The 21937-nt window shown below is 70.0% G+C and carries 23 protein-coding genes, 1 tRNA gene and 1 pseudogene; 15 read left to right on the top strand and 10 right to left on the bottom strand.

The annotated features are described in order from the left end of the window. Window positions 1-29: 29 nt before the first annotated feature. Window positions 30-1154: an anhydro-N-acetylmuramic acid kinase gene (locus E4191_RS07010; RefSeq protein WP_135312776.1), complete on the bottom strand. Its 1125-nt coding sequence runs from the start codon at window positions 1152-1154 to the stop codon at window positions 30-32. A 57-nt stretch (window positions 1155-1211) separates the two neighbouring features. On the opposite strand from E4191_RS07010, the gene tyrS reads away from it, so the two are divergent. The 4 genes from tyrS (at window position 1212) to E4191_RS24545 (ending at window position 4663) form a co-directional block, all read left to right on the top strand. Next, window positions 1212-2453, top strand: coding sequence for a tyrosine--tRNA ligase (gene tyrS / locus E4191_RS07005; protein WP_135312775.1), 1242 nt, complete (start codon window positions 1212-1214; stop codon window positions 2451-2453). Between the two features lie 123 nt (window positions 2454-2576). Next, window positions 2577-2729: a hypothetical protein gene (locus E4191_RS23690; RefSeq protein WP_168217394.1), complete on the top strand. Its 153-nt coding sequence runs from the start codon at window positions 2577-2579 to the stop codon at window positions 2727-2729. Window positions 2730-2949: 220 nt separating this feature from the next. After that, window positions 2950-4410, top strand: coding sequence for a fused MFS/spermidine synthase (locus E4191_RS07000; protein WP_135312774.1), 1461 nt, complete (start codon window positions 2950-2952; stop codon window positions 4408-4410). A gap of 124 nt (window positions 4411-4534) precedes the next feature. Beyond that, the gene (locus tag E4191_RS24545; RefSeq protein ID WP_269436666.1) at window positions 4535-4663 is read left to right on the top strand and encodes a hypothetical protein; all 129 of its coding nucleotides are present in this window, start codon (window positions 4535-4537) and stop codon (window positions 4661-4663) included. 156 nt (window positions 4664-4819) lie between these two features. Here the strand turns inward: E4191_RS24545 and E4191_RS06995 are convergent. The 4 genes from E4191_RS06995 to pdxH all read right to left on the bottom strand — a co-directional run bounded on the left by E4191_RS06995 (window position 4820) and on the right by pdxH (window position 6847). Then, a tRNA-Pro gene (locus E4191_RS06995) sits at window positions 4820-4896 on the bottom strand. A gap of 41 nt (window positions 4897-4937) precedes the next feature. Continuing rightward, the gene (locus E4191_RS06990) at window positions 4938-5480 is read right to left on the bottom strand and encodes a DUF192 domain-containing protein (protein ID WP_135312773.1); all 543 of its coding nucleotides are present in this window, start codon (window positions 5478-5480) and stop codon (window positions 4938-4940) included. Further along, the gene (locus E4191_RS06985) at window positions 5467-6063 is read right to left on the bottom strand and encodes a cold-shock protein (RefSeq protein WP_135312772.1); all 597 of its coding nucleotides are present in this window, start codon (window positions 6061-6063) and stop codon (window positions 5467-5469) included. The genes E4191_RS06990 and E4191_RS06985 overlap by 14 nt, the downstream gene beginning before the upstream one ends. A gap of 169 nt (window positions 6064-6232) precedes the next feature. Then, window positions 6233-6847, bottom strand: coding sequence for a pyridoxamine 5'-phosphate oxidase (gene pdxH, locus E4191_RS06980; protein WP_135312771.1), 615 nt, complete (start codon window positions 6845-6847; stop codon window positions 6233-6235). Between the two features lie 78 nt (window positions 6848-6925). Between pdxH and fabI the strand changes: the two genes are divergently transcribed. The 4 genes from fabI (at window position 6926) to E4191_RS06960 (ending at window position 9761) form a co-directional block, all read left to right on the top strand. Continuing rightward, the gene (gene fabI / locus E4191_RS06975; protein WP_135312770.1) at window positions 6926-7753 is read left to right on the top strand and encodes an enoyl-ACP reductase FabI; all 828 of its coding nucleotides are present in this window, start codon (window positions 6926-6928) and stop codon (window positions 7751-7753) included. A 25-nt stretch (window positions 7754-7778) separates the two neighbouring features. Beyond that, window positions 7779-8390, top strand: coding sequence for a LysE family translocator (locus E4191_RS06970; protein ID WP_228461628.1), 612 nt, complete (start codon window positions 7779-7781; stop codon window positions 8388-8390). 11 nt (window positions 8391-8401) lie between these two features. Continuing rightward, entirely contained in the window at window positions 8402-8905 is a 504-nt protein-coding gene (gpt, locus tag E4191_RS06965) for a xanthine phosphoribosyltransferase (protein ID WP_135312769.1), read from the top strand. Window positions 8906-9038: 133 nt separating this feature from the next. Further along, a complete protein-coding gene (locus E4191_RS06960) occupies window positions 9039-9761 on the top strand; it encodes a PRC-barrel domain-containing protein (RefSeq protein WP_135312768.1) in 723 nt (240 codons plus the stop codon). Between the two features lie 53 nt (window positions 9762-9814). On the opposite strand, the gene trpE is transcribed toward E4191_RS06960, so the two are convergent. The 4 genes from trpE to E4191_RS06940 all read right to left on the bottom strand — a co-directional run bounded on the left by trpE (window position 9815) and on the right by E4191_RS06940 (window position 15140). After that, a complete protein-coding gene (gene trpE, locus E4191_RS06955) occupies window positions 9815-11320 on the bottom strand; it encodes an anthranilate synthase component I (RefSeq protein WP_135312767.1) in 1506 nt (501 codons plus the stop codon). Further along, on the bottom strand, window positions 11320-13251 hold the full coding sequence (locus E4191_RS06950; RefSeq protein WP_228461625.1) for a peptidylprolyl isomerase: 1932 nt from the start codon (window positions 13249-13251) through the stop codon (window positions 11320-11322). The genes trpE and E4191_RS06950 overlap by 1 nt, the downstream gene beginning before the upstream one ends. 67 nt (window positions 13252-13318) lie before the next feature. Next, entirely contained in the window at window positions 13319-14494 is a 1176-nt protein-coding gene (locus E4191_RS06945) for an aminotransferase (protein WP_135312766.1), read from the bottom strand. Window position 14495: 1 nt separating this feature from the next. Continuing rightward, window positions 14496-15140 (bottom strand): hypothetical protein, encoded by a 645-nt coding sequence (locus E4191_RS06940; protein WP_135312765.1) that lies wholly within the window; start codon window positions 15138-15140, stop codon window positions 14496-14498. Between the two features lie 141 nt (window positions 15141-15281). On the opposite strand from E4191_RS06940, the gene E4191_RS06935 reads away from it, so the two are divergent. The 7 genes and pseudogenes from E4191_RS06935 (at window position 15282) to lexA (ending at window position 20881) form a co-directional block, all read left to right on the top strand. Next, entirely contained in the window at window positions 15282-15872 is a 591-nt protein-coding gene (locus E4191_RS06935; protein ID WP_135312764.1) for an anthranilate synthase component II, read from the top strand. Beyond that, entirely contained in the window at window positions 15869-16888 is a 1020-nt protein-coding gene (gene trpD / locus E4191_RS06930) for an anthranilate phosphoribosyltransferase (RefSeq protein WP_135312763.1), read from the top strand. Before E4191_RS06935 ends, trpD begins: the two co-directional genes overlap by 4 nt. Next, window positions 16885-17517: a uracil-DNA glycosylase gene (locus E4191_RS06925; RefSeq protein WP_135312762.1), complete on the top strand. Its 633-nt coding sequence runs from the start codon at window positions 16885-16887 to the stop codon at window positions 17515-17517. The genes trpD and E4191_RS06925 overlap by 4 nt, the downstream gene beginning before the upstream one ends. Before the next feature lie 111 nt (window positions 17518-17628). Further along, the gene (trpC, locus tag E4191_RS06920) at window positions 17629-18420 is read left to right on the top strand and encodes an indole-3-glycerol phosphate synthase TrpC (protein WP_135312761.1); all 792 of its coding nucleotides are present in this window, start codon (window positions 17629-17631) and stop codon (window positions 18418-18420) included. Further along, a complete protein-coding gene (gene moaC / locus E4191_RS06915) occupies window positions 18417-18890 on the top strand; it encodes a cyclic pyranopterin monophosphate synthase MoaC (protein ID WP_135312760.1) in 474 nt (157 codons plus the stop codon). Before trpC ends, moaC begins: the two co-directional genes overlap by 4 nt. After that, window positions 18887-20064: pseudogene (locus E4191_RS06910) on the top strand (molybdopterin molybdotransferase MoeA). Before moaC ends, E4191_RS06910 begins: the two are co-directional and overlap by 4 nt. A 97-nt stretch (window positions 20065-20161) precedes the next feature. Beyond that, window positions 20162-20881, top strand: a complete 720-nt coding sequence (gene lexA, locus E4191_RS06905; RefSeq protein WP_135312758.1) for a transcriptional repressor LexA — start codon at window positions 20162-20164, stop codon at window positions 20879-20881. A 51-nt stretch (window positions 20882-20932) separates the two neighbouring features. Here the strand turns inward: lexA and hemC are convergent, their stop codons facing one another. After that, on the bottom strand, window positions 20933-21871 hold the full coding sequence (gene hemC / locus E4191_RS06900; RefSeq protein WP_135312757.1) for a hydroxymethylbilane synthase: 939 nt from the start codon (window positions 21869-21871) through the stop codon (window positions 20933-20935). Window positions 21872-21937 lie beyond the last annotated feature (66 nt).

The following is a 21937-nucleotide window of genomic DNA, read 5'->3' as shown; positions in this document are numbered from 1 at the left end:
TCTTCACCGTCACAACGCCCCGCCCTCGGTCACGTTCCAAACAGTTTCGTGAGGCTGCCGCGAGGATGGCTGATGCGCCCGCCGCAGACCGGTTCTGGCACCCCCGTCGTCATCGGCCCCGAGATCGGCAGCCCGCGCAGCACCCGCACCGCCAGCCATCCGAAGGCCTGCGCCTCCAGCATGTCGCCGTCCAGACCGATGCTGTCGACCGGCGCCACCAGCATCGGCAGCGCGCGGGCCAGCGCCGCCATGATCGCCCCGTTGTGCCGCCCCCCGCCGCAGACCAGCACCTGCCCCGGCGGGGAGGGCAGCCAGTCCAGCGCCGCCGCGACCGAGGCCGCCAGCGCCGCGACCAGCGTCGCCGCCGCATCGGCATCCCCCAAGGGCGCCACCGCCTGCGACAGCGCCGCGAAATGGTCGCGGTCCAGCGATTTCGGTGCGGGTCGGGCGAACCACGGATCCTGAAGGAAGGCCGCCACGATCGCCGCATCCGGGGTGCCTTGGGCGGCCAGTGCCCCACCCTCGTCGCGCGCCTGGCGGCGGCGGCGGCGCATCAGGTCGTTCAGCGGCGCATTGGCAGGACCGGTGTCGAAGGCCAGGCAGGCGCCCGGCGCCTCGGGGGCCGGGGCGGTCGGGTCGACCCAGCTGATGTTGCCAACCCCGCCCAAGTTCAGGAAGGCCACCGGCGCAGGGGCAAGCCTGCCCTGCCCCATCGCCCATTCCGCGCAGGCCCAGTGGAAGAACGGCACCAGCGGCGCGCCCTCGCCCCCCCGGCGTACATCCTCGGACCGGAAATCCCAGACCACCGGGAGTCCGGTCGCCTGCGCCAAGGCCGCGCCGTCGCCCGCCTGATGGGTGCCGCGCCCGCGCGGGTCATGGGCCAGCGTCTGGCCGTGAAAGCCGACCAGCTGCGCATCGGGAAAGCCTGCCGCCAGATCGGCATGCGCGGCCTCGACCAGCCGCGCCAGATCGGGCACCGCGGGCGCGTCGGGCCAGAGGCCCAGGCCCCCGTGCAGCACCGCCGATTCGTTGTCCGAGAAGGCGCGGAAGGCGCTGGCGCCGAACCCACCAATGCGGATGCCGTCGGTCTCGATCAGCGCCGCGTCCACCCCGTCCAGCGAGGTGCCCGACATCATCCCCAAAGCCCGGATCATCGCTTTTCCTTTATGACGCCCGCCTGTATATCGCGACCCATTAGAAGGATGAACCCCATGACCCACCAGCCCAAGTCCGACTTCCTGCGCATCATGTCCGAACGCGGCTATCTGGCCGACTGCACCGACCTGGCCGCACTGGATCAGGCACTGCTGGCGGGGCCGGTCACGGCCTATATCGGCTATGACGCGACGGCGGCCAGCCTGCATGTGGGCCATCTGCTGAACATCATGATGCTGCGCTGGTTCCAGAAGACCGGCAACCGCCCCCTGACCCTGATGGGCGGCGGCACGACCAAGGTGGGCGATCCGTCCTTTCGCAGCGACGAGCGCCCGCTGCTGGACGATGCCGCGATCCAGTCCAATATCGACGGGATGGGACAGGTCTTCGCCCGCTACCTGGACTATGGCCCCGGCAAGGCCACCATGCTGAACAATGCCGAATGGCTGGACGGGCTGAACTACCTGACCTTCCTGCGCGACATCGGGCGGCATTTCAGCGTCAACCGGATGCTGTCCTTCGAATCCGTGAAATCCCGGCTGGACCGCGAGCAGTCGCTGTCCTTCCTAGAATTCAACTACATGATCCTGCAGGCCTACGACTTCCTGGAACTGAACCGCCGCCATGGCTGCACGCTGCAGATGGGCGGGTCGGACCAGTGGGGCAACATCGTCAACGGCATTGACCTGACCCGCCGGGTGGACGATGCGCAGGTCTTCGGCCTGACCTCGCCGCTGCTGACCACCAGCGACGGGCGCAAGATGGGCAAGTCGGCGGGCGGCGCCACCTGGCTGTCGGCGGACATGCTGAGCCCCTACGAGTTCTGGCAGTTCTGGCGCAACACCACCGATGCCGATGTGGGCCGCTTCCTCAAGCTCTATACCGAGCTGCCGGTCGAGGAGTGCGAGCGCATGGGCGCGCTGCAGGGGGCCGAGATCAACGAGGCCAAGACGCTGTTGGCCAACGAGGTCACCACCCTGCTGCACGGCGCCGACGCCGCCGCCCGGGCCGAGGCGACCGCCCGCGAGGTCTTTGAACAGGGCGGCGCGGGGGGCGAGCTGGAGATCGCGCGCCTTTCCGCCGACACCGCCCCGGGCGTGACCATCGCGCAGGCGCTGGTCCAGTCGGGCCTGGTCGCCAGCGGCAAGGAAGCCAAGCGCCTGATCGCCGAGGGCGGCCTGCGCGTCGACAACGACCCCGTCACTGACCCGCAGATGGCGCTGGATCATGCCGCGCTGGAACGCGGCATCAAGATCTCGATCGGCCGCAAGAAGCACCGGATGCTGCAACTGGGCTGAATTGTTCCCTCTGCATGGCTGCCTTGCACCCGCCCTGACCTGACGTCAGGGCGGTTTTATTTTGATCGGCCAGTCAATATTTAACGGTCATGGGAGCGAAACGTCCCAATCCGGAGAATGACAATGCCCACCGACACCACCCGCCCGCTGAGCATCGCGGACCGCAAGCGCAGCATCGAGGCCGATGCCACGCTGGACCAGATGTACAGCTACTTCACCCGCGACGAGATGCCCCGCCCCGTGGTCAGTGAACTGGACGCCCGCAAGGCGGCCTGATCCAGCGCAGGACATCGACCGATCAAAGGGGCCTGCGGGCCCCTTTTTCATGGGCGGGTGAGACGCCGCGCGATCGCCGCGCCCGGTTCGGCGCGGGGCACGGGACCGGGCGCCCAAGCCCTCCTCTGCCCGACCGGACCCCGCATCCCGGCATGGCTTCGCCCGCGGAAACGTGGCAGGCACGCGCAACTGCGCCCCTGCACATGCCAAGGAAAACACCATGCGGTTCTGGACCACCATCGGCCTGATCCTCGTCCTGTCCGCCGTCGGCCTGACCTACGAGATCGCCGCCGGTCGCGTGCTCGCCCCCTTCTTCGGCACGTCGCTGGTGACCTGGACCTCGGTCATCGCGACGATCCTGGCGGGCTTCTCGCTTGGCAGCGCGCTTGGCGGGCTGGTGGCGGAACGAGAGCGCGGCGCCGCGGTCCGGGCCGTGCGCGCGGCCCTGGTGGCGACGGCGGTGCTGATGGCCCTGTCGCCCACCGTCCTGGGGCTGATCTATGCCCTGGGCGCGCGCGACACCTGGGGGATGCTGCTGGCCGTCGTCGTGGCTTTCTTTCCCGCCTCGGTGCTGGTCAGCTATCCCTCGCCCTTCCTGGCCAAGCTGGCCGTCGAGGCGCGGCCGGGGCGCGAGGGGTCGTCGCTTGGGCTGATCCTGGCGGCGGGCTCGCTTGGCGCGATCGTCGGCGCGATCCTGGCGGGGTTCGTGGCCCTGCCGCTGGCCGGGTCTGTCGCCACCTTCGCCGGCTGCGGCGCGGCCATGCTGCTCTGCGTGCCGCTGATCCGGGGCGACACGGGCGGCGGGCTGGCCCGGAACCCCAAGTCCATCCTGTCGGTCGGCGCGGCCACGGTCATCGTGGCGGCGACCTTGGCCAGCGGCCCCGTCTGCCGCTACGAATCCGGTCTGTCCTGCATCGACGTGCTGCGGCAGGGCGATGCGGTCTATCTCTATTCGGACCGCACCCAGCAGGCGGCAGAGCGCAGCACCCCCGAGGGCGAGGCCGCCGACCCGCTGGTGCTGCCCTACACGCAATGGATCTGGGCGCGGATGGACCGCGATCTGGGACCGGCCCCCTCGGTGCTGTTCATCGGCGGCGGCGGCTACTCGCTGCCCGGCAAGCTGCTGGAGGCGCGACCTGCCGCGCAGGCCGTCGCGGTCGAGATCGATCCCCTTATCACGCGCGTGGTGGAACGGCACCTGCCCTGGGCGGGCGCGATGATCGACAAGGCGGGCTATGATGCAGCCGGCGGCACCCCGGGCGAGGCCGAGCGCCGCCTCGGGATCGTGCACGAGGACGGGCGGGTCTATCTGAACCAGACCGACCGCCGCTTCGACGCCGCCGTCATGGATGCCTTCTCCTCGGGCTCGGTGCCGGCCCATCTGGCCACGCGCGAGACCTATGACCGCCTGCGGTCGATCTTCGACGGCCCCGTCTACGTGAACCTGATCGATGCGCCCGATGGCCCTTTGGTGCGTGGCATCCATGCGATCCTTGCCGATCTCTATCCCCATGTCGCGGCGGTGCAGGGCCCGGTCAGCCGCCGCGGCCGCACCAACATCCTGCTGGCGGCCTCGGCCCGGCCCTTCGCCGATGTGACGCTGCCGCAGGGCTACGCGGCCGTGACCGTGGCCCCGGGCCGCGCCTTCACCGACGACCGGGGATGGGTCGGCCACCGCTAGGCGCCGCGCCCCAAGGTCGCCCGCGGACAAACGTCACCGGGACCACCGCAACACGTTCCCATTCGTCCGATTTGGCGTATGCTGACGGCCCGTCGAACCGTGACGGTAGAACAGGAGCGACATCATGGCCAAGGGCATGGACAAGCGGAAACGCGACGAGAAGAAACCCAAGAAGGAAAAGCCGAAGACCAACGCCTCGGCGCCCAGCACGAAGGACGTCGTTTCGAAGGCGGTGGCCAGCAAGAATCAGTGATCTCTGCGGCGGATGCCTGCGGAAGGCATCGGCGGAGCACTGATCAGAAGCGCGAACGCCCGCGAGGAGAAGATCCCTGCGGGCGGAATTTCTTTTGGCCGGATGACCCGGACCGTTCGGCGGGGGACGGATCTTATCTCCGCAGGGGCCGGATCGTGGTCGGGGCGATAGGATTCGAACCTACGACATCCTGCTCCCAAAGCAGGCGCGCTACCAGACTGCGCTACACCCCGACGTGACCGCTCTAGCCCAAGCGCGGGGCGGTGAAAAGCCCCTAGCGGCAGGGCCAGGCGGCAGAATCGGCGGGAACGGCGGGATGGGCCAGCGTCTGGCCCGTCTGCAGGCCAAGCCGGTCGGCCTCGCCGCCCGCGATCTCCAGCACCAGAAGGCGGTCGGGATCGGGATCGCCGATGGCGGCGCCGGGGACCGGGGTCTCGTCCAGGGGGCGGGCATTGCGGTGGATGTGGCGGATCACGCCCTCGGGGTCCAGAAACACCATGTCCAGCGGGATCAGCGTGTTGCGCATCCAGAAGCTGACCGGCTGCGGTGTGGGATAGACAAACAGCATCCCCTGCCCGGCCGGAAGATCGCGGCGGTACATCAGGCCGCGCGCCCGGCTTTCGACGGTGTCGGCCAGCTCGACCTGGAACGACAGGGCGCGGTCGGGGGCAATGCGGATCAGCGCAGCATCGGCGCGGCACTCGGCCCGGTTGCCGGCGGCAATCACGGGCTGCGCGGCGGCGGGCTGCACCGTGACGGGCAGGCCCAGCCCCAGGCAGATCGCCAGCAGGCCGGCAAGCCGCCTATTCGGCGACATGGGCCAGGGTATCCTCGTGACCGGGATGGGCGGCGCCACTATCGTCCTCGGCAGCGTCCTTGCGGGGCAGGCCGCTGTCCCAGGCCGAGATCTGTGCCGCCATCAGGCCGCGAGGGCCTTCGACGACGCGGATGCAGATCGCCTCGCCGATGGCAAGGTCTGCAAAACCGGAATGGCGCAGCACCTCGATATGGATGAAAACGTCATCGGAGTGACCGAAGATGTTGGCGAATCCGAAACCCTTGGACTTGTCGAACCATTTCACCCGCGCCGGGCGCAGAGGAAGGCTGTCCAGATGCTCGATGATCTCGATGTCCAGATCGGCGATGGGGGGCTGGCCATCCGAGGCGGGCGGTTCGATCGCGATGACCTCGGCGGCCTGCACGCCGCGGCGGGTCTGCTGGACCATCACGCGCACGCGCGACTGGTCGGCGACGGAGCTGCGGCCGAAATTGCGCAAGACATTGGAATGCAGCAGAATGTCGGTTCCGCCATCCTCGTCCAGGATGAAGCCATAGCCCTTGGACGGGTCAAACCACTTGACCAGTCCCGTCACGAGCTTGAGGCTGTCGTCGTCACTCATTCCATTTCCGTTTTCGCACATTCCCGCTGATGCGGGACCCTAGTGTCGGCGCGATCTGACTACAATACGGTTCAGCCAGTCAAAGGGCGTCGGACCCCACGTCAACTTTTGTCTGTCGCGTTCCTTCAATGTCGGGGTCGCGGGGCCTTTCGTCAAGGTCGCCGACGCGTCACGGGGACAGGCGGGCGACTTCCCACCGGTCATCCTGCGCACGCGTCCAGCAGAAACGGTCGTGCAGCCGGAACGCGCCGTCCGCCCAGAACTCGATCTGCACGGGACGCAGGCGCAATCCGCCCCAGAAAGGCGGCCGCGCGGGGTGGGTGCCGTGGCGCAGGCCCTGCCGCGCGACCTCGGCCACCAGCGTGGCACGCCCGTCCAGCGGCTGCGACTGGCGCGAGGCCCAGGCCCCCAGCCTGCTTTGCAGCGCGCGGCTGTCGTAATAGGCATCGGCCTGCGGGCCGTCCTCGCGCGTCACGGTCCCGCGCACCCGGATCTGCCGGCGCAGCGACTTCCAGTGCATCACGAAGGCGGCCTTGCCGGTCTGCGCGATCTGGCGGCCCTTGGCGCTGTCATAGTTGGTGTAGAAGACGAAGGACCCCTCGGTCCCCTGCCCGTCCACGTCCTTCAGCAGCACCATCCGCGCATCGGGCATGCCGTCCGCATCCACCGTCGCCAGCGCGATGGCGTTGGGGTCGTTCGGCTCGGTCGCCTGCGCCTTGTGCATCCAGGCGCGGATGATGTCGAACGGGTCGTCGCCCGCAAAGAGTCCGGTCCGATCGGTCATCGCGTTGTCCTTGTGCTTGATGCGGCCGGGCAGTTGGCCTAACACCTCTCGAACGGTTGAAAGCGCGGGGAACAGGACATGTCAAGCGAGCAGAGGACCGGCCTGATGGCCGGCAAGCGCGGTCTCATCATGGGGCTGGCCAATGACAAGTCGATTGCCTGGGGCATCGCCAAGGCGCTGGCCGCCGAAGGGGCCGAGCTGGCCTTCAGCTATCAGGGCGACGCGCTGAAGAAGCGCGTGGGCCCGCTGGCCGCCCAGCTGGGATCCGATCTGATCCTGCCCTGCGACGTCTCCGACGAGGCGACCATCGACACGCTCTTCGCCGATCTGGGCGCGAAATGGGACAGCCTGGACTTCATCGTCCACGCCATCGGCTTCTCCGACAAGGAGCAGCTGCGCGGCCGCTATGCCGAGACGACGCGCGACAACTTCATGATGACGATGGATATTTCCGTCTATTCCTTCACCGCCGTCGCGCGCCGCGCGGCCGCGATGATGACGGATGGCGGGTCCATGCTGACCCTGACCTATTACGGCGCCGAACGGGTCATGCCGCATTACAACGTCATGGGCGTCGCCAAGGCCGCGCTGGAGGCGTCGGTGCGCTACCTGGCCGAGGATTTCGGCAAGGACAACATCCGCGTCAACGCGATCAGCGCGGGCCCCATCAAGACGCTGGCCGCCAGCGGCATCGGCGACTTCCGCTATATCATGAAGTGGAACGAGCTGAACTCTCCGCTGCGTCGGAATGTCACGACCGAGGATGTGGGAAATTCCGCCCTCTACCTGCTGTCGCGGCTTGGCGCGGGTGTCACCGGCGAGGTGCATCACGTCGATGCGGGCTATCATGTCGTGGGCATGAAGGCCGTGGACGCGCCCGACATCGCCACCGTCAAGAAGGACTGACGCCGCCCTCGGCGCGCACCCTCCGATGATCCAGATCACGGCAGACCAGCTTGGGCTTTTCGTGGCCACCCTGTCGGTGGCGATCCTGTCGCCGGGCCCCGGCGTGATCGCCGTCAGCCAAGGCGCCTTCGCCCTGGGCCGGACGCGCGCGCTGGCCTATGGCTGGGGGCTGGCCATCGGCGCCTCGGTCTGGTGCCTCTTCGCGCTGCTGGGCCTGACCGCGCTGTTCCGCGTGGCGCCCTGGACGCTGGTTCTGCTCAAGATGCTGGGCGGCGCCTACCTGATCTGGATCGGCGCCAAGATGTGGCGCCACGCCGCCGATCCGCTGCCCGAGGCCTCGGCCGGGCGCGGCATGGGGATCTGGTCGGGCATGGCGCTGAACCTGTCGAACCCCAAGCCCGCGCTGTTCTATTCCGCCGTGCTGCTGTCGATCTTTCCCGCCGCGCTGAGCCCCGCCGACAAGGGCGCGATCTTTGCGGTGGCCTTGTCGGTCGAGCTGTTCTTCTATACCGCACTGGCCAGTCTGATGGCCCTGCCGCTGTTGCGGCGGCGCTATTACGCCGCGAAATTCTGGATCGACCGGGGGGCCGGGGCGGCGATCGCCCTTCTCGGCCTGTCCCTGGTCCTGCGCCCCTGAAGGAGAATCCCATGTCGTCCGACCGCCTGCCGCATGAAAAAGGCTTTCATGTCAGCTGGGACCAGCTGCACCGCGACGCCCGCGCCCTGGCCTGGCGCATGGAGGACACCTCGTGGCGCGCGGTCGTCGCCGTTACCCGGGGCGGGCTGGTGCCCGCGATGATCGTGGCGCGCGAGCTGGACATCCGCACGATCGACACGATCTCGATCCGGTCCTACAAGGGCGTCGGCACGCAGGCGGGCCAAGGCAAGCTGGAGGTGCTCAAGCGACCCGACCCCGAGCTGATGCGCGACGGCGAAGGGATCCTGGTCGTCGACGATCTGGTCGATTCGGGCCGCACGCTGGAACTGATCCGCGAGATGTATCCCAAGGCGCATCTGGCCACCGTCTATGCCAAGCCCAAGGGCAAGCCGATGGTCGCCAGCTACGTCACCGAGGTCAGCCAGGACACCTGGATCTTCTTCCCCTGGGACATGGCCCTGCAGTACGTGCAACCTTTCCGCGGCGAAGATTGATACCTTCTCAATGAGTTGAACGAAACCGTGCCGTTCCGCGCCGCCTGGCGGGGAACCCCTCCTGTCGCCCGGGCATTGTGCCGTCAGATAGCGGGGCGCGACTGGCGACCCGCTGAAGACCCAGGAGGATAAGATGCGCAAGTTTCTTTTGACCACCACGCTCGCCCTGCCGATGACCTTCGGCGCCGCCTTCGCTCAGGACACTGCCCCCGCCGCCGATCCGGCGATGGAGCCGGCTGAGACCGCACCGATGACCGACATGGGCGCCGCACCGGCCGCCGATCCGATGGCCACCACCGACCCGGTCGCCGAAGAGACGGACGCGGATGAGGCCGCCGCCGCAGCCTCGGCCGCCGAGAAGGTCGAAGTGCAGCAGGCCGCCAACGAATGGCGCGTCGACTGGATCACCGGCACCAACGTGACCTCGCCCACCGGCGACAACATCGGCGCGATCAATGACGTGATCGTCGATGGCGACACCGGAGAGATGAAGGCCGTGATCATCGGCGTCGGGGGTTTCCTCGGCATCGGCGAGAAGCAGATCGCCCTGCCGTGGGCCGACCTGACCGTGAACTCGGACGCGCAGGAAATCAGCGCGGACCTGACACAGGAAGAGGCCGAAGCCGCCCCGGAATACGTCTTCCGTGACCAAGAAGCCATGGCGGGCGACACGATGAGCGATCCGGCCATGGGCACCGCACCCGCGGCAGACCCGATGGCGACCGGCACCGCACCTGCGGTCGACCCGATGGCCACCGAGCCCGCCGCCGATCCGATGGCGACCGAGCCGATGGAAACCGAGACCATGGACACCGACGCGGACACCATGGAAACGACCCCGGCCCCGGCCAACTGATCCGGACCTCAGCCTGAATGACGCGGCGGCCCCTCGGGGCCGCCGTTTCCATGTCAGCTGTTGCCGCGCACGAAGCGCGAGGCCTCCTCAGCGGCGCGTTGCAGGGCGCGGCTCTTGTTCACGGTTTCCTGGAACTCGGCCTCGGGGTCGCTGTCATAGACGACGCCGCCGCCGGACTGGATATACAGCGCCCGGTCCTTGACCACGCCCGTGCGCAGCGCGATGCACATGTCCATCTCGCCGTTCGCGGCGAAATAGCCGACCGCACCGCCATAGACGCCGCGCTTTTCCGGCTCCAGCTCGTCGATGATCTGCATGGCGCGGACCTTGGGTGCGCCCGACACGGTGCCCGCCGGCAGGCCCGCCAGCAGCGCCGACAGCCCGTCCTCGCCCTCGCGCAGCTGGCCCACCACGTTCGACACGATATGCATCACATGGCTGTAGCGTTCGATGACGAACTGCTCGGTCGGGCGCACGGTCCCGGGCTTTGCGACCCGGCCCACGTCATTGCGGCCCAGATCCAGCAGCATCAGATGCTCGGCCAGCTCCTTGGGATCGCCCAGCAGGTCGGCCTCCAGCGCCCGGTCCTCGGCCTCGTCGGCGCCGCGCGGGCGGGTGCCGGCGATGGGGCGGATCGTCACCTCGCCGTCGCGCAGGCGCACGAGGATCTCGGGGCTGGCACCGACGATCTGGAAATCACCGAGGTTAAGAAAAAACATGAAGGGCGACGGGTTCGTACGCCGCAGCGACCGGTACAGCGCGAAGGGCGGCAGCGGAAAGTCCATCCGCCAACGCTGGCTGGGCACGACCTGGAAGATGTCGCCCGCGCGGATGTAGTCCTTGGCCGTCTCGACGGCGGCCAGATAGCCGTCCTTGGTGAAGTTCGACACCGGCGCGCCGATCTGCACCTCGTCGCCCAAGGCGCGCGGCTCGGAGGGCTGGCGGTCCAGGGACCGCAGCGCATCCATCACCCGCTCGGCGGCGCGGGCATAGGCCGCGCGGGCATTGTCCGATCCGTCGTGCCAGGCGGGCGCGCACAGCGTCACCTCGCCCTTGACCCCATCCAGCACGGCCACGACGGAGGGGCGCATCAGCATCGCGTCGGGCAGGTCCAGCGGATCGGGGTTCACGTCAGGCAGGTTCTCGACCAGCCGGATCATGTCATAACCCAGATAGCCGAACAGCCCCGCCGCGACCGGGGGCACGCCCTCGGGCATGGTTTCGATCCGGCTTTCGGCGATCAGCGCGCGCAGGCTGTCCAGCGCCGGGCGGGGATCGTCCTGGAACTCGGGCGCGAAACGGGCCTGCCGGTTGATCCGGGCGCGGCCGTCGCGGCAGTCCCAGACCAGGTCGGGCTTCATGCCGACAATGGAATAGCGGCCCCGCACCTCGCCCCCGGTCACCGATTCCAGCATGAAGCTTTGCGGTGCGGCCTCGGCCAGCTTCAGCATCAGGCTGACCGGCGTGTCCAGATCGGCGGCCAGCCGGATCGTGACCAGCTGGTTGCGCCCGGCGGCCCATTCCGCCTCGAAGGCGGCAAAGTCGGGGGTCAGCTGCATCACTGGACCTGGGCGTTGATGGCGTTGATCGCCTGCGTGTTCAGCTGCACCTGCGCCTCGCGCTGCGCGTGGCGGGCGTAATAGTCGAACAGGTCGGCCTGCAGCGACTGCACCAGCCGGGCGCGCACGCCCTCGAGGATCTGGGCGGCGTCCTCGCCGGTCAGGTCGGCCTCGTTGATCCGGTCCAGCCGGACGACGAAGACCCGGTTGCCGGCATCGACCACCTCGGCCTCGGCGGGCTCGGCCAGTTCGAAGGCCTGCGACAGTAGCTCGGGCGGCAAGCCGTCCATCCAGTCGTTGCGCGAGAGCCCCTCCTCGGAGGTCCAGTCCAAGGCCGTGGGCGCCGGGGCAGTGCCCGGGGTTGCGGCATCGGTGGTCCCGGCATCCGGGGTTGCGGTATCCGGGATCTCGGCCCCGGGGGCGGTTTCCGACACGGCGGTCAGGCGCTGGTCGGCGGCCAGGGCCAGCAGCTGACGCTGCAGCTCGGCGGCGCGCCAGTCGGCCAGCACCGCGTCGCGCACCTCGTCGAAGGGGCGCAGCGTCGGCGGCACCACCTCGTCCAGACGCAGGGCGAAGACGCCGCCATCGGCCAGTTCGACCAGCTGCGGGAAATCGGTGGTCGAGACCAGCGCCGCGCGCTCGACGAAGCCTTCATAGCCCGCGATGCTGCCCTCCTCGGGGACGGATTCGGCGGACCAGTCGATCTGGCCCAGTTCCAGTTCCGTCTGCTCGGCCAGATCCTCCAACGTGGCGCCGCCGGCCAGAAGATCCTCGTAATCGGGGGCGCGGTCGCGGATCAGGCGCGCCGCGGCGGACAGGGCCGCCTCGCCGCGCAGCCCCTCGCGCGCCTCGTCAAAGGGAATGTCGACGGGATCGAGGATCGCGTTGACGGAGAACAGCGCCGGGCCCAGATCGGTCGGCAACGGACCCACCACGCCCGGCTGCTCCAGCGCGAAGACGGCCTCGGCGGCGGCTCCCAGCTGCGCCTCGGTCATCTCGCCCAGATCGACATCCTCCAGGGTCAGGCCGCGCTGCAGCACATAGGCCTCGAAGGGCTGGGTTCCGGCGTCGATCGCCGCGCGGGCGGCCTGCGCCTCGGCCTCGTCGGGAAAGACGAGGCGGCTGACCATGCGCCGGGCGGGACGCTGGAACTGGTCGACGTTCTCGTCATAGACGGCGCGCAGCGCGTCCTCGTCCAGCGCCACCTCGGAGGACAGCATGTCGGGCGTCACCCAGGCATAGGTGATCGCGCGGGCCTCGGGTGCGGTGAAGCGGTCGCCATTGGCCTCGTGCCAGGCCTGCAGGGTGGCCTCGTCGGGCTCGGCCACGGGGCTGGGCAGGTCGGCCTCGGTCAGTTCGCGCCAGCTGAAGTCGCGGGTCTCCAGCAGCCATCCTGCGGTCTGGGCGACCATCGGCGCGGGCGGCACGACGCCCCCCGCCACGGCGCGCTGCAGGATCAGCCGGGCCGAATCCTCGCGCACGCTGGCCTCGAACTCGGCCTCGGTCAGGTTCTCGCGGCGCAGGATCTCGGCATAGGCGGTGCGGTCGAAGCTGCCGTTCGGGCCCTGGAAGGCGCCGGCCTGCAGGATGGTCTGCGCCACCTGCTCGTCGCCCACCGACACGCCGATGCGGCGGGCCTGCTCGCCCAGGGCGGCGCCGGCGATCAGCTGCGCCTGCACGGCCTGCGGCACGCCCATCTGCTGGGCCTGCTGCATGGTCATCGGCTGGCCGGTCTGCTGGGACAGGTCGCGCATCTGCGATTGCAGCGCGCGGGCGTAATCGTCGGCGGTGATCCGGGTTTCCCCGACCGAGCCCACCTCGGAGGTGCCGCCCGAAAAGCTGGTGACGCCGAAGCCCCCCAGCCCCAGCACCATCAGACCCATCAGGATCCAGACGACGGTCGATTTGCCCTTGGTTCGCAGCTGTGACATGGCGCGGCCTTCCTCGTGGTCGTGTCGTGGCCGTCTCTAGAACGCCCGGGGGCGCGCCACAAGTGGATCAGGGCGCCAGCGCCGTCAGCCGCCCGGCCAGTTCCGCGATGCCGGGCCTGTCCACATTGGCAAAGGCCAGCCGCAGGTGCCGCGCACCCACAGGGTCGCCCTGCGGCGTGAACATCGTGCCGGGCAGCGCCAGCACGCCGATCTGCCCGACCATGCGCCGCGCCAGATCGGCCGAGCTTTCCTCGAACGGATGCTCGACCCAGGCAAAATAGGCGCCCGTGCTTTTCAGCCGCCAGCCCGGCAGGGCGATCAGCGCGGCCCGCGTCGCGGCGCGGCGCGACAGGATCTCGGCCCGCTCGGCGGCCAGCCAGTCCTGCAGGTTCTCCATCCCCCAGAGCGCGCCGATCTGGCCCAGCTGCGAGGGAGAGATGGCGACCGTGTCGAGGAACTTCTCGACCTGCGCCATCCGGCCCGTGCCCGCGACCATCGCGCCGACCCGGTGCCCCGTCAGCCGGTAGGCCTTGGAAAAGCTGTAGAGCTGGATCAGCGTGCGGTCCCAGTCCGGGCGGGCCAGCAGGTCATGGGGCGCCCCCTCGCGGCTGTCGAAGTCGCGATAGGTCTCGTCCACGACCAGCGCCAGCCCCTGCCCCTGCGCCAGATCATAGAACCGCCCCACCAGGCCCGCCGGATATTCCGCCCCCGAGGGGTTGTTGGGCGTGACCAGCACGATGGCCTTGGTCGCGGGCGTGATCAGCGCGCGCGCCTGCTCGGGATCGGGCAGCAGGTCCGGCCCGCAGGGCAAGGGCACCGCCTGCACGCCCGCCATGTCCAGCCACATCTTGTGGTTGAAGTACCAGGGCGTCGGCAGGATCACCTGATCGCCCGGCCCGGCCAGCGTCGCCATCGCCGCGCAGAAGGCCTGGTTGCACCCCTGCGTGATCGCCACGCGCCCCGCATCGACCGCGCCGCCATAGGCGCCTGAGAACTGCGCCGCCACCACCGCCCGCAGATCGCCGTTGCCCAGCACGGGGCCATAGAGATGCGCCTCGGGCCGGTGCAGCGCGGCCTCCGCGATGGCGCGGCGCAGCCCCTCGGGCGGGGGATCGACGGGCGCGGCCTGGCTCACGTTGATCAGGGGGCGCTCGGGCGGGAAGGTCACGCCCTCCAGCCAGCGGCGGGCCTCCATGACCGGCGGGGCGAAGGTGGCGGTGAAGGCGGGGTTCAGGGGATGCATGTCAGTTCCGTTCCAGTCGGCGAAGGTCGGTCAGATCGGGCGGCAGCGACAGGTCCAGCGCCGGGGCCGGCAGGGCGGGCGCGGGCGGCAGCGCAGGCAGCGGCGCGCTGTCGGGCGCCACGGCCGGCAGGGTCGGCGCGGGTTCGGGTGTGGCCGCGTCGATGGCGATCCGGGGCAGCGCGTCCCGGCCCGGCCCCGGATCGGGACGCGGGGCGGCGCGGGTGCCGTCGACCCGGGCGGCGGGCGCGGCGCCGGGCAGGGTCAGCAGGGGTGCGGCATCGGCGTCGCGCGGCGGAGAGGGGGCGGGCATGCGGCCATCGCCCGCGATCTCGGGGCGGATATTGTCGCCGGTGACGGCCACCGGCGCGGGCTCGGTCCGGGGCGCGGGCACGGCCACCGGCTCGCTGGAGGCGCGGGGGCTGGCCGCCGTCGGCGCGGGCAGGCGCGGCGCGATGTCGCCACCGCGCCCGAATTCAGATCCCGCCGGCAGGCCCACCGACAGGGGATCGCGCGTCTCGACCGCCTCGGAGGCCACCCCCAGGGCGGGATTGGCGACCGGCAGCGGCGCCAGCAGCGACAGCCCGGCCAGCACCACGGCGCCCAGCATCCCGCCATGAACCAGCCCCGTCAGAAATCCCCGTGCCATCCGCCTGTCCCGTCATGCGCGCGAATGATCCGGCCCGGTCTTGACCCTTGGTCGCGCTTTGCCCCATCTATAGCGAACGCCGCGGCGGGGGGGAACCGCCCCCGTCCCCTGCCCCTCATCCCTGCCCCAAGGTGCGCGCCCATGATCCTTCTGATCGACAATTACGACAGCTTCACCTGGAACCTGGTCCATTACCTGGGCGAGGCCGGGGCCGAGGTGACCGTGCGCCGCAACGACCAGCTGACCGTGGACGAGGCGCTGGCCATGAACCCCGAGGGCATCGTCATCTCTCCGGGCCCCTGCGATCCGGCGCAGGCGGGGATCTGCCTCGACCTGATCCGGGCGGCGGCCGAACGGGCCGTGCCGCTTTTCGGCGTGTGCCTGGGCCATCAGGCCATCGGCCAGGCCTTCGGCGGCCAGGTCGTGCGCGCGACCCGCATCCTGCACGGCAAGGTCGATGCGATCCGCCATGACGGCACCGGGGTCTTCGCGGACCTGCCCTCACCCCTGAACGCCACGCGCTATCACTCGCTGACGGTCGCGCCGGAAAGCCTGCCCAATTGCCTGCGCGTCACCGCGACCTCGGATGACGGCACGATCATGGGGCTGATGCATGCCGACCTGCCGATCGAGGGCGTGCAGTTCCACCCCGAATCCATCGCGTCCGAACATGGGCACGAGATGATCCGGAATTTCCTGACCCGCTGCGCGCCGCGCAAGGATGCCGCATGACCGACATCCGCCCCCTGATCGGCATTGCCGCCACCCGCCCCCTGACCGGCCCCGAGGCCGAGGCGGCGTTCTCGGCCCTCTTCGACGGCGCCGCCACCCCGGCGCAGATCGGCGGCCTGCTGATGGCGCTGCGCGTGCGTGGCGAGACGGTGGCCGAGATCGCCGCCGCCGCCCGCGCCATGCGCGCGCGGATGACCCGCGTGACCGCGCCGCAGGGCGCGATGGACATCGTGGGCACCGGCGGCGACGGCAAGGGCACGCTGAACATCTCGACCGCGACGGCCTTCGTGGTGGCGGGCGCGGGCGTGGCGGTGGCCAAGCATGGCAACCGCAACCTGTCGTCGAAATCGGGCGCGGCGGATGCGCTGACGCAGATGGGCATCAACGTCATGGGCGGGCCAGCGGTCGCGCAAGCCGCGCTGGACGGCGCGGGCATCTGCTTCATGATGGCGCCGATGCACCACCCGGCGATGCGCCATGTGGGCCCGCCCCGTGCCGAACTGGGCACGCGCACCGTCTTCAACCTGCTGGGCCCGCTGACCAACCCGGCCTCGGTCCGCCGCCAGCTGACCGGCGCCTTCGACGCGCAATGGATCCGCCCCATGGCCGAGGTGCTGCGCGATCTGGGATCGGACGCCGCATGGCTGGTCCATGGCGGCGACGGCACGGACGAGCTGTCCATCGCCGCCCCCAGCCAGGTGGCCCAGCTGAAGGACGGCCGGATCACCGAATTCACCATCACCCCCGAGGATGCGGGCCTGCCCCGCCATCCGTTCGAGGCGATCATCGGCGGCGAGCCCGCGCAGAATGCCGCGGCCTTCCGCGCGCTTCTGGACGGCACGCCCGGCGCCTATCGCGACGCGGTCCTGCTGAACGCCGCCGCGGCACTGCTGATCGCGGGCCGCGCCGCCGATCTGCGCGAGGGTGCGGCGCTGGCCGCCACTGCCATCGACAGCGGCGCCGCCAAGGCAAGGCTGGAGGCCCTGGCCCGGATCACCGGCGCCCCCCCGGCATGATCCCGCCCGAGGCATGGGCCCATCTGCCCTTCTTCACCGAGGTCTGGCCCGCGCTGCGCGACCGGTTGCCGCCGGACTTCCTGCCCGGCCCCGACCGCCTCTTCGCCGCGCTTGAGGCCACAGCCCCGCAGGACACGCGCGTGGTGATCCTGGGCCAGGATCCCTATCCCACGCCCGGCCATGCCAACGGCCTGGCCTTCTCGGTCACGCACCAGACCCCGCTGCCCCGTTCACTGAAGAACATCTTCACCGAATTGCGCGACGACATCGGCGCCACCCCCGCCACCGGCGATCTGTCCACCTGGGCCCGCCAAGGCGTGCTGCTTCTGAACAGCGCGCTCAGCGTGCTGCCGGGCCGGGCGGGAGCCCATGCCCGTTGGGGCTGGGACCGCCTGGCCCGCGAGGCGGTGACCGAGGCGCAGCGCCACCAGCCGCTGGCCTTCCTCCTCTGGGGCGCCCATGCCCAGAAGACGCTGAGGGACCTGCCCCGCCCGCAGGACCTGGTGATCGCCACCGCCCATCCATCGCCACTCTCGGCCCGGCGCGGCTTCTTCGGCTCGCGCCCCTTCAGCCGCATCAACGACTGGCTGACCGCCCACGACGCCCGACCCGTCGACTGGACCGGCTAGCCTCTTCTTCACGGAAATATCCCGGGGGGAGTCCGCAGGACGGGGGGCAGCGCCCCCCTTCCCCCGCCGGTCCCCCTTCCCCCGCCGGGCCCGGGGCGCTACAATCCCGCCATGGACATCCTCGAGACAATCAAGACCTACAAGCTGGACGAGATCGCCGCCGCCAAGGCTGTCCGTCCCCTGTCCGCGCTGGAGGCCGAGGCCCGCGAGGCCCCCGCGCCGCGCGGCTTTGCCCGGGCGCTCGACCGCGCCGCGGCCACCGGCCCCGCGCTCATCGCCGAGATCAAGAAGGCCAGCCCGTCGAAGGGCCTCATCCGTCCCGATTTCGACCCGCCCGCGCTGGCCCGCGCCTATCAGCAGGGTGGCGCCGCCTGCCTGTCGGTGCTAACCGACGGCCCCAGCTTCCAGGGCGCGCCCGAATTCCTGAGGGCCGCCCGCGCGGCCTGCGACCTGCCGGCGCTGCGCAAGGACTTCCTCCACGACACCTATCAGGTGACCGAGGCGCGGGCCTGGGGCGCCGACTGCATCCTGATCATCATGGCCTCGGTCGACGATGCCTTGGCCCGCGACCTCGAGGATGCGGCGATCCACTGGGGCATGGACGTGCTGATCGAGGTGCATGACGCCCCCGAGCTGGACCGCGCCCTGCGCCTGAAATCCCCGCTGATCGGCATCAACAACCGCAACCTGCGGACGTTCGAGGTGACGCTGGACGTGACCCGCGATCTGGCCCCGCGCATCCCCGCCGACCGGCAGCTGGTCTGCGAAAGCGGCCTCTTCACCCCCGCCGACCTGGGCGCGATGATGCAGGTCGGCGCGCGGCGCTTCCTCATCGGCGAAAGCCTGATGCGGCAGGACGACGTGGCGGCGGCGACCCGCGCCATCCTGGACGTGACCCCATGACGCTGACCCATTTCGATGCCTCGGGGCAGGCGCATATGGTCGATGTCTCGGCCAAGACCGAAACCACGCGCGAGGCGGTGGCCACCGGCTGCGTGATCATGTCCGAGGCCACCCTGGCGCTGGCAGAGGGCGGTGCCGCCAAGGGCGACGTGCTGGGCGTCGCGCGGCTGGCGGGCATCATGGGCGCCAAGCGCACCGCCGATCTGATCCCGCTCTGCCACCCGCTGCCCATCGCCAAGGTCGCGCTCGACCTGGTCCCCGACCCCGACCTGCCCGGCATCCGCGTCACCGCCACCGTGCGCACCACCGGCCGCACCGGGGTCGAGATGGAGGCGCTGACCGCCGTCACCGTGGCCTGCCTGACCATCTATGACATGCTCAAGGCCGCCGAGAAATCCATGCGGATCGAGGGCGTCCACCTGCTGCGCAAGGAGGGCGGCAAGTCCGGCCTCTACGAGGCCCACCCGTGATCAGCGTCGACGAGGCCCTGGCCCGCGTCCTGGCGCTTGCCTCCGCCCCGCGCCTTGAGACCGTGGCCCTGGCCGAGGCGCAGGGCCGCGCGCTGCTGGAATCCGCTGTCTCGCGCCTGACGCAGCCGCCCTTCGACGCCTCGGCCATGGACGGCTATGCCCTGCGCGCCGCCGATCTGGGCGACACGCTGGAGGTGATCGGAGCCAGCGCCGCGGGCCACCCCTGGGACGGCACCCCCCGTCCCGGCACCGCCATCCGCATCTTCACCGGCGCCCCGGTGCCTGCGGGCTACGACCATGTCGAGCTGCAGGAGAACATCGCGCGCGACAGCGACCGCATCAGCGTCACCACCCGCTCGCGCGGCAGCAACATCCGCCCGCGCGGCAACGATTTCGCCGAAGGCGACCGGATGGAACCCGGCTGCCGCCTGACGGCGGCCCGGATCGGCCTGCTGGCGGCGATGAACGTCGCCCATGTCGGCGTCGCCAGGCGCCCCCGCGTGGCGATTCTGGCGGGTGGGGATGAACTCGTACCCCCCGGCACTGACCCGGCGCCGGGCCAGATCATCAGCTCGAACGATCTGGCGATCGCCGCCCTGGTCCGCGACGCGGGCGGCGAGGCGCTGATCCTGCCCCTGGCCCGAGACACCGAGGCCAGCCTGCGCGCCGGCTTCGCCGCCGCCGAAGGGGCCGATCTGCTGGTGACGATCGGCGGCGCCTCGGTCGGCGATCACGATCTGATTGGCCGGATCGCCGCGGATCACGGCGTCGAGCAGGCCTTCTACAAGGTCGCGCTGCGCCCGGGCAAGCCGCTGATGGCCGGGCGCATGAACAAGGCGGCCATGCTGGGCCTTCCGGGAAATCCCGTCTCGGCAATGACTTGCGCGATCCTCTTCATGCAACCTCTCATCCGCGCCATGTTGGGGCTGGAGGCTGTCCCGCCCCTGCAGCAGGCCCGCCTGACCTGCGACCTGCCGGCCGAGGGGCCGCGCCAGCACTACCTGCGCGCCCGCCTGACGCCCGGCGACGGCCTGCCCGGCATCGCACCCTTCGACGATCAGGATTCCGCGCGTCTGGCGCTGATGGCCGAGGCCGACGCGCTGCTGGTCCGCCCCCCTCCGACCCCCCGCGCCGCGCCGGTGATCTGATGACCTTCATTCCGCTTCCGCACTGAGAATTAACCGGATTTTTACGATCTGTCCGTCAGATGATTGACGGGATTCGGCGCATCGGTTAGAACATAGACGGAACACATGGAAGAGGCGAAGGTCATGCTGACAAAAAAGCAGATTCAACTGCTGGAGTTCATTCAGAAGCGCATGATGCGCGACGGCGTGCCGCCCTCGTTCGACGAGATGAAGGATGCGCTGGACCTGCGCTCGAAATCGGGCATCCACCGTCTGGTGACGGCCTTGGAGGAACGCGGCTTCATCCGCCGCCTTCCCCACCGCGCCCGCGCGCTGGAGGTGGTGCGCCTGCCCGATGCGCTGGCCCATCTGAGCGGTCTTGTCCAGCCGGAGGAGGCGCGCGCGCCCTTCACCCCCCGCCTCATCGCCAATACCCGCCCGGCGCGTCCGCGCGGGGCCATGTCGGTGGCCGACAGCCCCGCCGTGCAACTGCCCCTGATGGGCCGGATCGCCGCCGGTGTGCCGATCGAGGCGATCTCGCAGGTCGCGCATCACATCTCGGTGCCCGGCACGATGCTGACGGGCCGCGAGCATCACTACGCGCTGGAGGTCACCGGCGATTCGATGATCGAGGCCGGGATCAACGACGGCGACGTGGTGGTGATTCGCGAACAGGACACGGCCGAGACGGGCGACATCATCGTGGCGCTGGTCGACAATCAGGAGGCCACCTTGAAGCGCTATCGCCGCAAGGGCACGATGATCGCGCTGGAGGCGGCCAACCCCTCCTACGAGACCCGCGTGCTGCCGGGCGACCGCGTCCGCATTCAGGGCCGTCTGGTCGGGTTGATCCGCACCTACTGATGGCGAAGGGCATGGCGGAGGACGCCGTGCCTTGCGATCACCGGATCCGCATCAGATCTGCATGAAGCCCTGCCCGGCGCGGCCCAGCAGCTCCTGCGCCAGATCGTCGCCCATGGCGGCGCCGTCGGTGGCCAGCCCCTCGCGCCGGCCCGCCACGATCTCGCTGCCATCGGGGCGCAGGATCTCGCCGCGCAGGATCATCCGGTCGCCGGACAGTTCCGCCAGACCAGCGATGGGCGTCTGGCAGGACCCATCCAGCCGGGCGAGGAAGGCCCGCTCGGCCTCAATGCGCAAGCCGGTCTCGGCGTGATGAATGGGCGTCAGCAATTGAGCCGCCATGTCGTCATCCCGGCGCCGTTCGACACCGATTGCCCCCTGCGCCACGGCGGGCAGCATCTCGTCGGGGTCGATAGGCCCTCTGGCGACATGGCCCATGTCCATGCGGTTGAGGCCGGCTTGGGCCAAGAAGGTCGCGATCGCCACGCCGTCCTCCAGCTTCTTCAGCCGCGTCTGTACGTTGCCGCGGAACTCGACCAGCTGCAGGTCGGGGCGGCGATGCGCCAGCTGCGCCCGTCGCCGCAGGCTGGAGGATCCGACCACCGCCCCTTGGGGCAAGTCCGCGATGGAGGCGACCGCAAGGCTGACGAAGGCGTCACGCACATCCTCGCGCGGCAGATAGCAGTCGATGACCAGCCCGTCGGGCTGCAGCGTGGGCATGTCCTTCATGGAATGAACAGCCAGATCGATGGCGCCCTCGGTCAGCGCCTCCTCGATCTCGCGGGTGAACAGGCCCTTGCCGCCGATCTCCTTCAGGGGTCGGTCGGTGATGCGGTCGCCCGTGGTGCGGATCACGACGATCTCGAAGGCGTCGGCGGGCAGGTCATGCGCGGCCATCAGCCGGTCGCGCGTCTCATGCGCCTGCGCCAGGGCCAGGATCGAGCCGCGCGTGCCGATCCGGAGGAGGCGGGAGGGGGTGGGCATCTGTGTCATGGGCCCGGGCATAGCCGGGGGGGCCGCGCTTGACAACGCCTGTCGCCTCGCCTTCAAGGGGCGGCA

It is taken from the genome of Paracoccus liaowanqingii (assembly GCF_004683865.2).
GTDB lineage: Bacteria > Pseudomonadota > Alphaproteobacteria > Rhodobacterales > Rhodobacteraceae > Paracoccus > Paracoccus liaowanqingii.
The sequence above is the reverse complement of the archived record's forward strand: the minus strand, read 5'-3'. Positions and strand labels throughout refer to the sequence as shown.

Coding starts and splice junctions, on each gene's coding strand:
- E4191_RS07010 (WP_135312776.1), bottom strand. CDS start 1,154: ATGATCCGGGCTTTGGGGATGATGTCGGGCACCTCGCTGGACGGGGTG.
- tyrS (WP_135312775.1), top strand. CDS start 1,212: ATGACCCACCAGCCCAAGTCCGACTTCCTGCGCATCATGTCCGAACGC.
- E4191_RS23690 (WP_168217394.1), top strand. CDS start 2,577: ATGCCCACCGACACCACCCGCCCGCTGAGCATCGCGGACCGCAAGCGC.
- E4191_RS07000 (WP_135312774.1), top strand. CDS start 2,950: ATGCGGTTCTGGACCACCATCGGCCTGATCCTCGTCCTGTCCGCCGTC.
- E4191_RS24545 (WP_269436666.1), top strand. CDS start 4,535: ATGGCCAAGGGCATGGACAAGCGGAAACGCGACGAGAAGAAACCCAAG.
- E4191_RS06990 (WP_135312773.1), bottom strand. CDS start 5,480: ATGTCGCCGAATAGGCGGCTTGCCGGCCTGCTGGCGATCTGCCTGGGG.
- E4191_RS06985 (WP_135312772.1), bottom strand. CDS start 6,063: ATGAGTGACGACGACAGCCTCAAGCTCGTGACGGGACTGGTCAAGTGG.
- pdxH (WP_135312771.1), bottom strand. CDS start 6,847: ATGACCGATCGGACCGGACTCTTTGCGGGCGACGACCCGTTCGACATC.
- fabI (WP_135312770.1), top strand. CDS start 6,926: ATGTCAAGCGAGCAGAGGACCGGCCTGATGGCCGGCAAGCGCGGTCTC.
- E4191_RS06970 (WP_228461628.1), top strand. CDS start 7,779: ATGATCCAGATCACGGCAGACCAGCTTGGGCTTTTCGTGGCCACCCTG.
- gpt (WP_135312769.1), top strand. CDS start 8,402: ATGTCGTCCGACCGCCTGCCGCATGAAAAAGGCTTTCATGTCAGCTGG.
- E4191_RS06960 (WP_135312768.1), top strand. CDS start 9,039: ATGCGCAAGTTTCTTTTGACCACCACGCTCGCCCTGCCGATGACCTTC.
- trpE (WP_135312767.1), bottom strand. CDS start 11,320: ATGCAGCTGACCCCCGACTTTGCCGCCTTCGAGGCGGAATGGGCCGCC.
- E4191_RS06950 (WP_228461625.1), bottom strand. CDS start 13,251: ATGTCACAGCTGCGAACCAAGGGCAAATCGACCGTCGTCTGGATCCTG.
- E4191_RS06945 (WP_135312766.1), bottom strand. CDS start 14,494: ATGCATCCCCTGAACCCCGCCTTCACCGCCACCTTCGCCCCGCCGGTC.
- E4191_RS06940 (WP_135312765.1), bottom strand. CDS start 15,140: ATGGCACGGGGATTTCTGACGGGGCTGGTTCATGGCGGGATGCTGGGC.
- E4191_RS06935 (WP_135312764.1), top strand. CDS start 15,282: ATGATCCTTCTGATCGACAATTACGACAGCTTCACCTGGAACCTGGTC.
- trpD (WP_135312763.1), top strand. CDS start 15,869: ATGACCGACATCCGCCCCCTGATCGGCATTGCCGCCACCCGCCCCCTG.
- E4191_RS06925 (WP_135312762.1), top strand. CDS start 16,885: ATGATCCCGCCCGAGGCATGGGCCCATCTGCCCTTCTTCACCGAGGTC.
- trpC (WP_135312761.1), top strand. CDS start 17,629: ATGGACATCCTCGAGACAATCAAGACCTACAAGCTGGACGAGATCGCC.
- moaC (WP_135312760.1), top strand. CDS start 18,417: ATGACGCTGACCCATTTCGATGCCTCGGGGCAGGCGCATATGGTCGAT.
- lexA (WP_135312758.1), top strand. CDS start 20,162: ATGCTGACAAAAAAGCAGATTCAACTGCTGGAGTTCATTCAGAAGCGC.
- hemC (WP_135312757.1), bottom strand. CDS start 21,871: ATGACACAGATGCCCACCCCCTCCCGCCTCCTCCGGATCGGCACGCGC.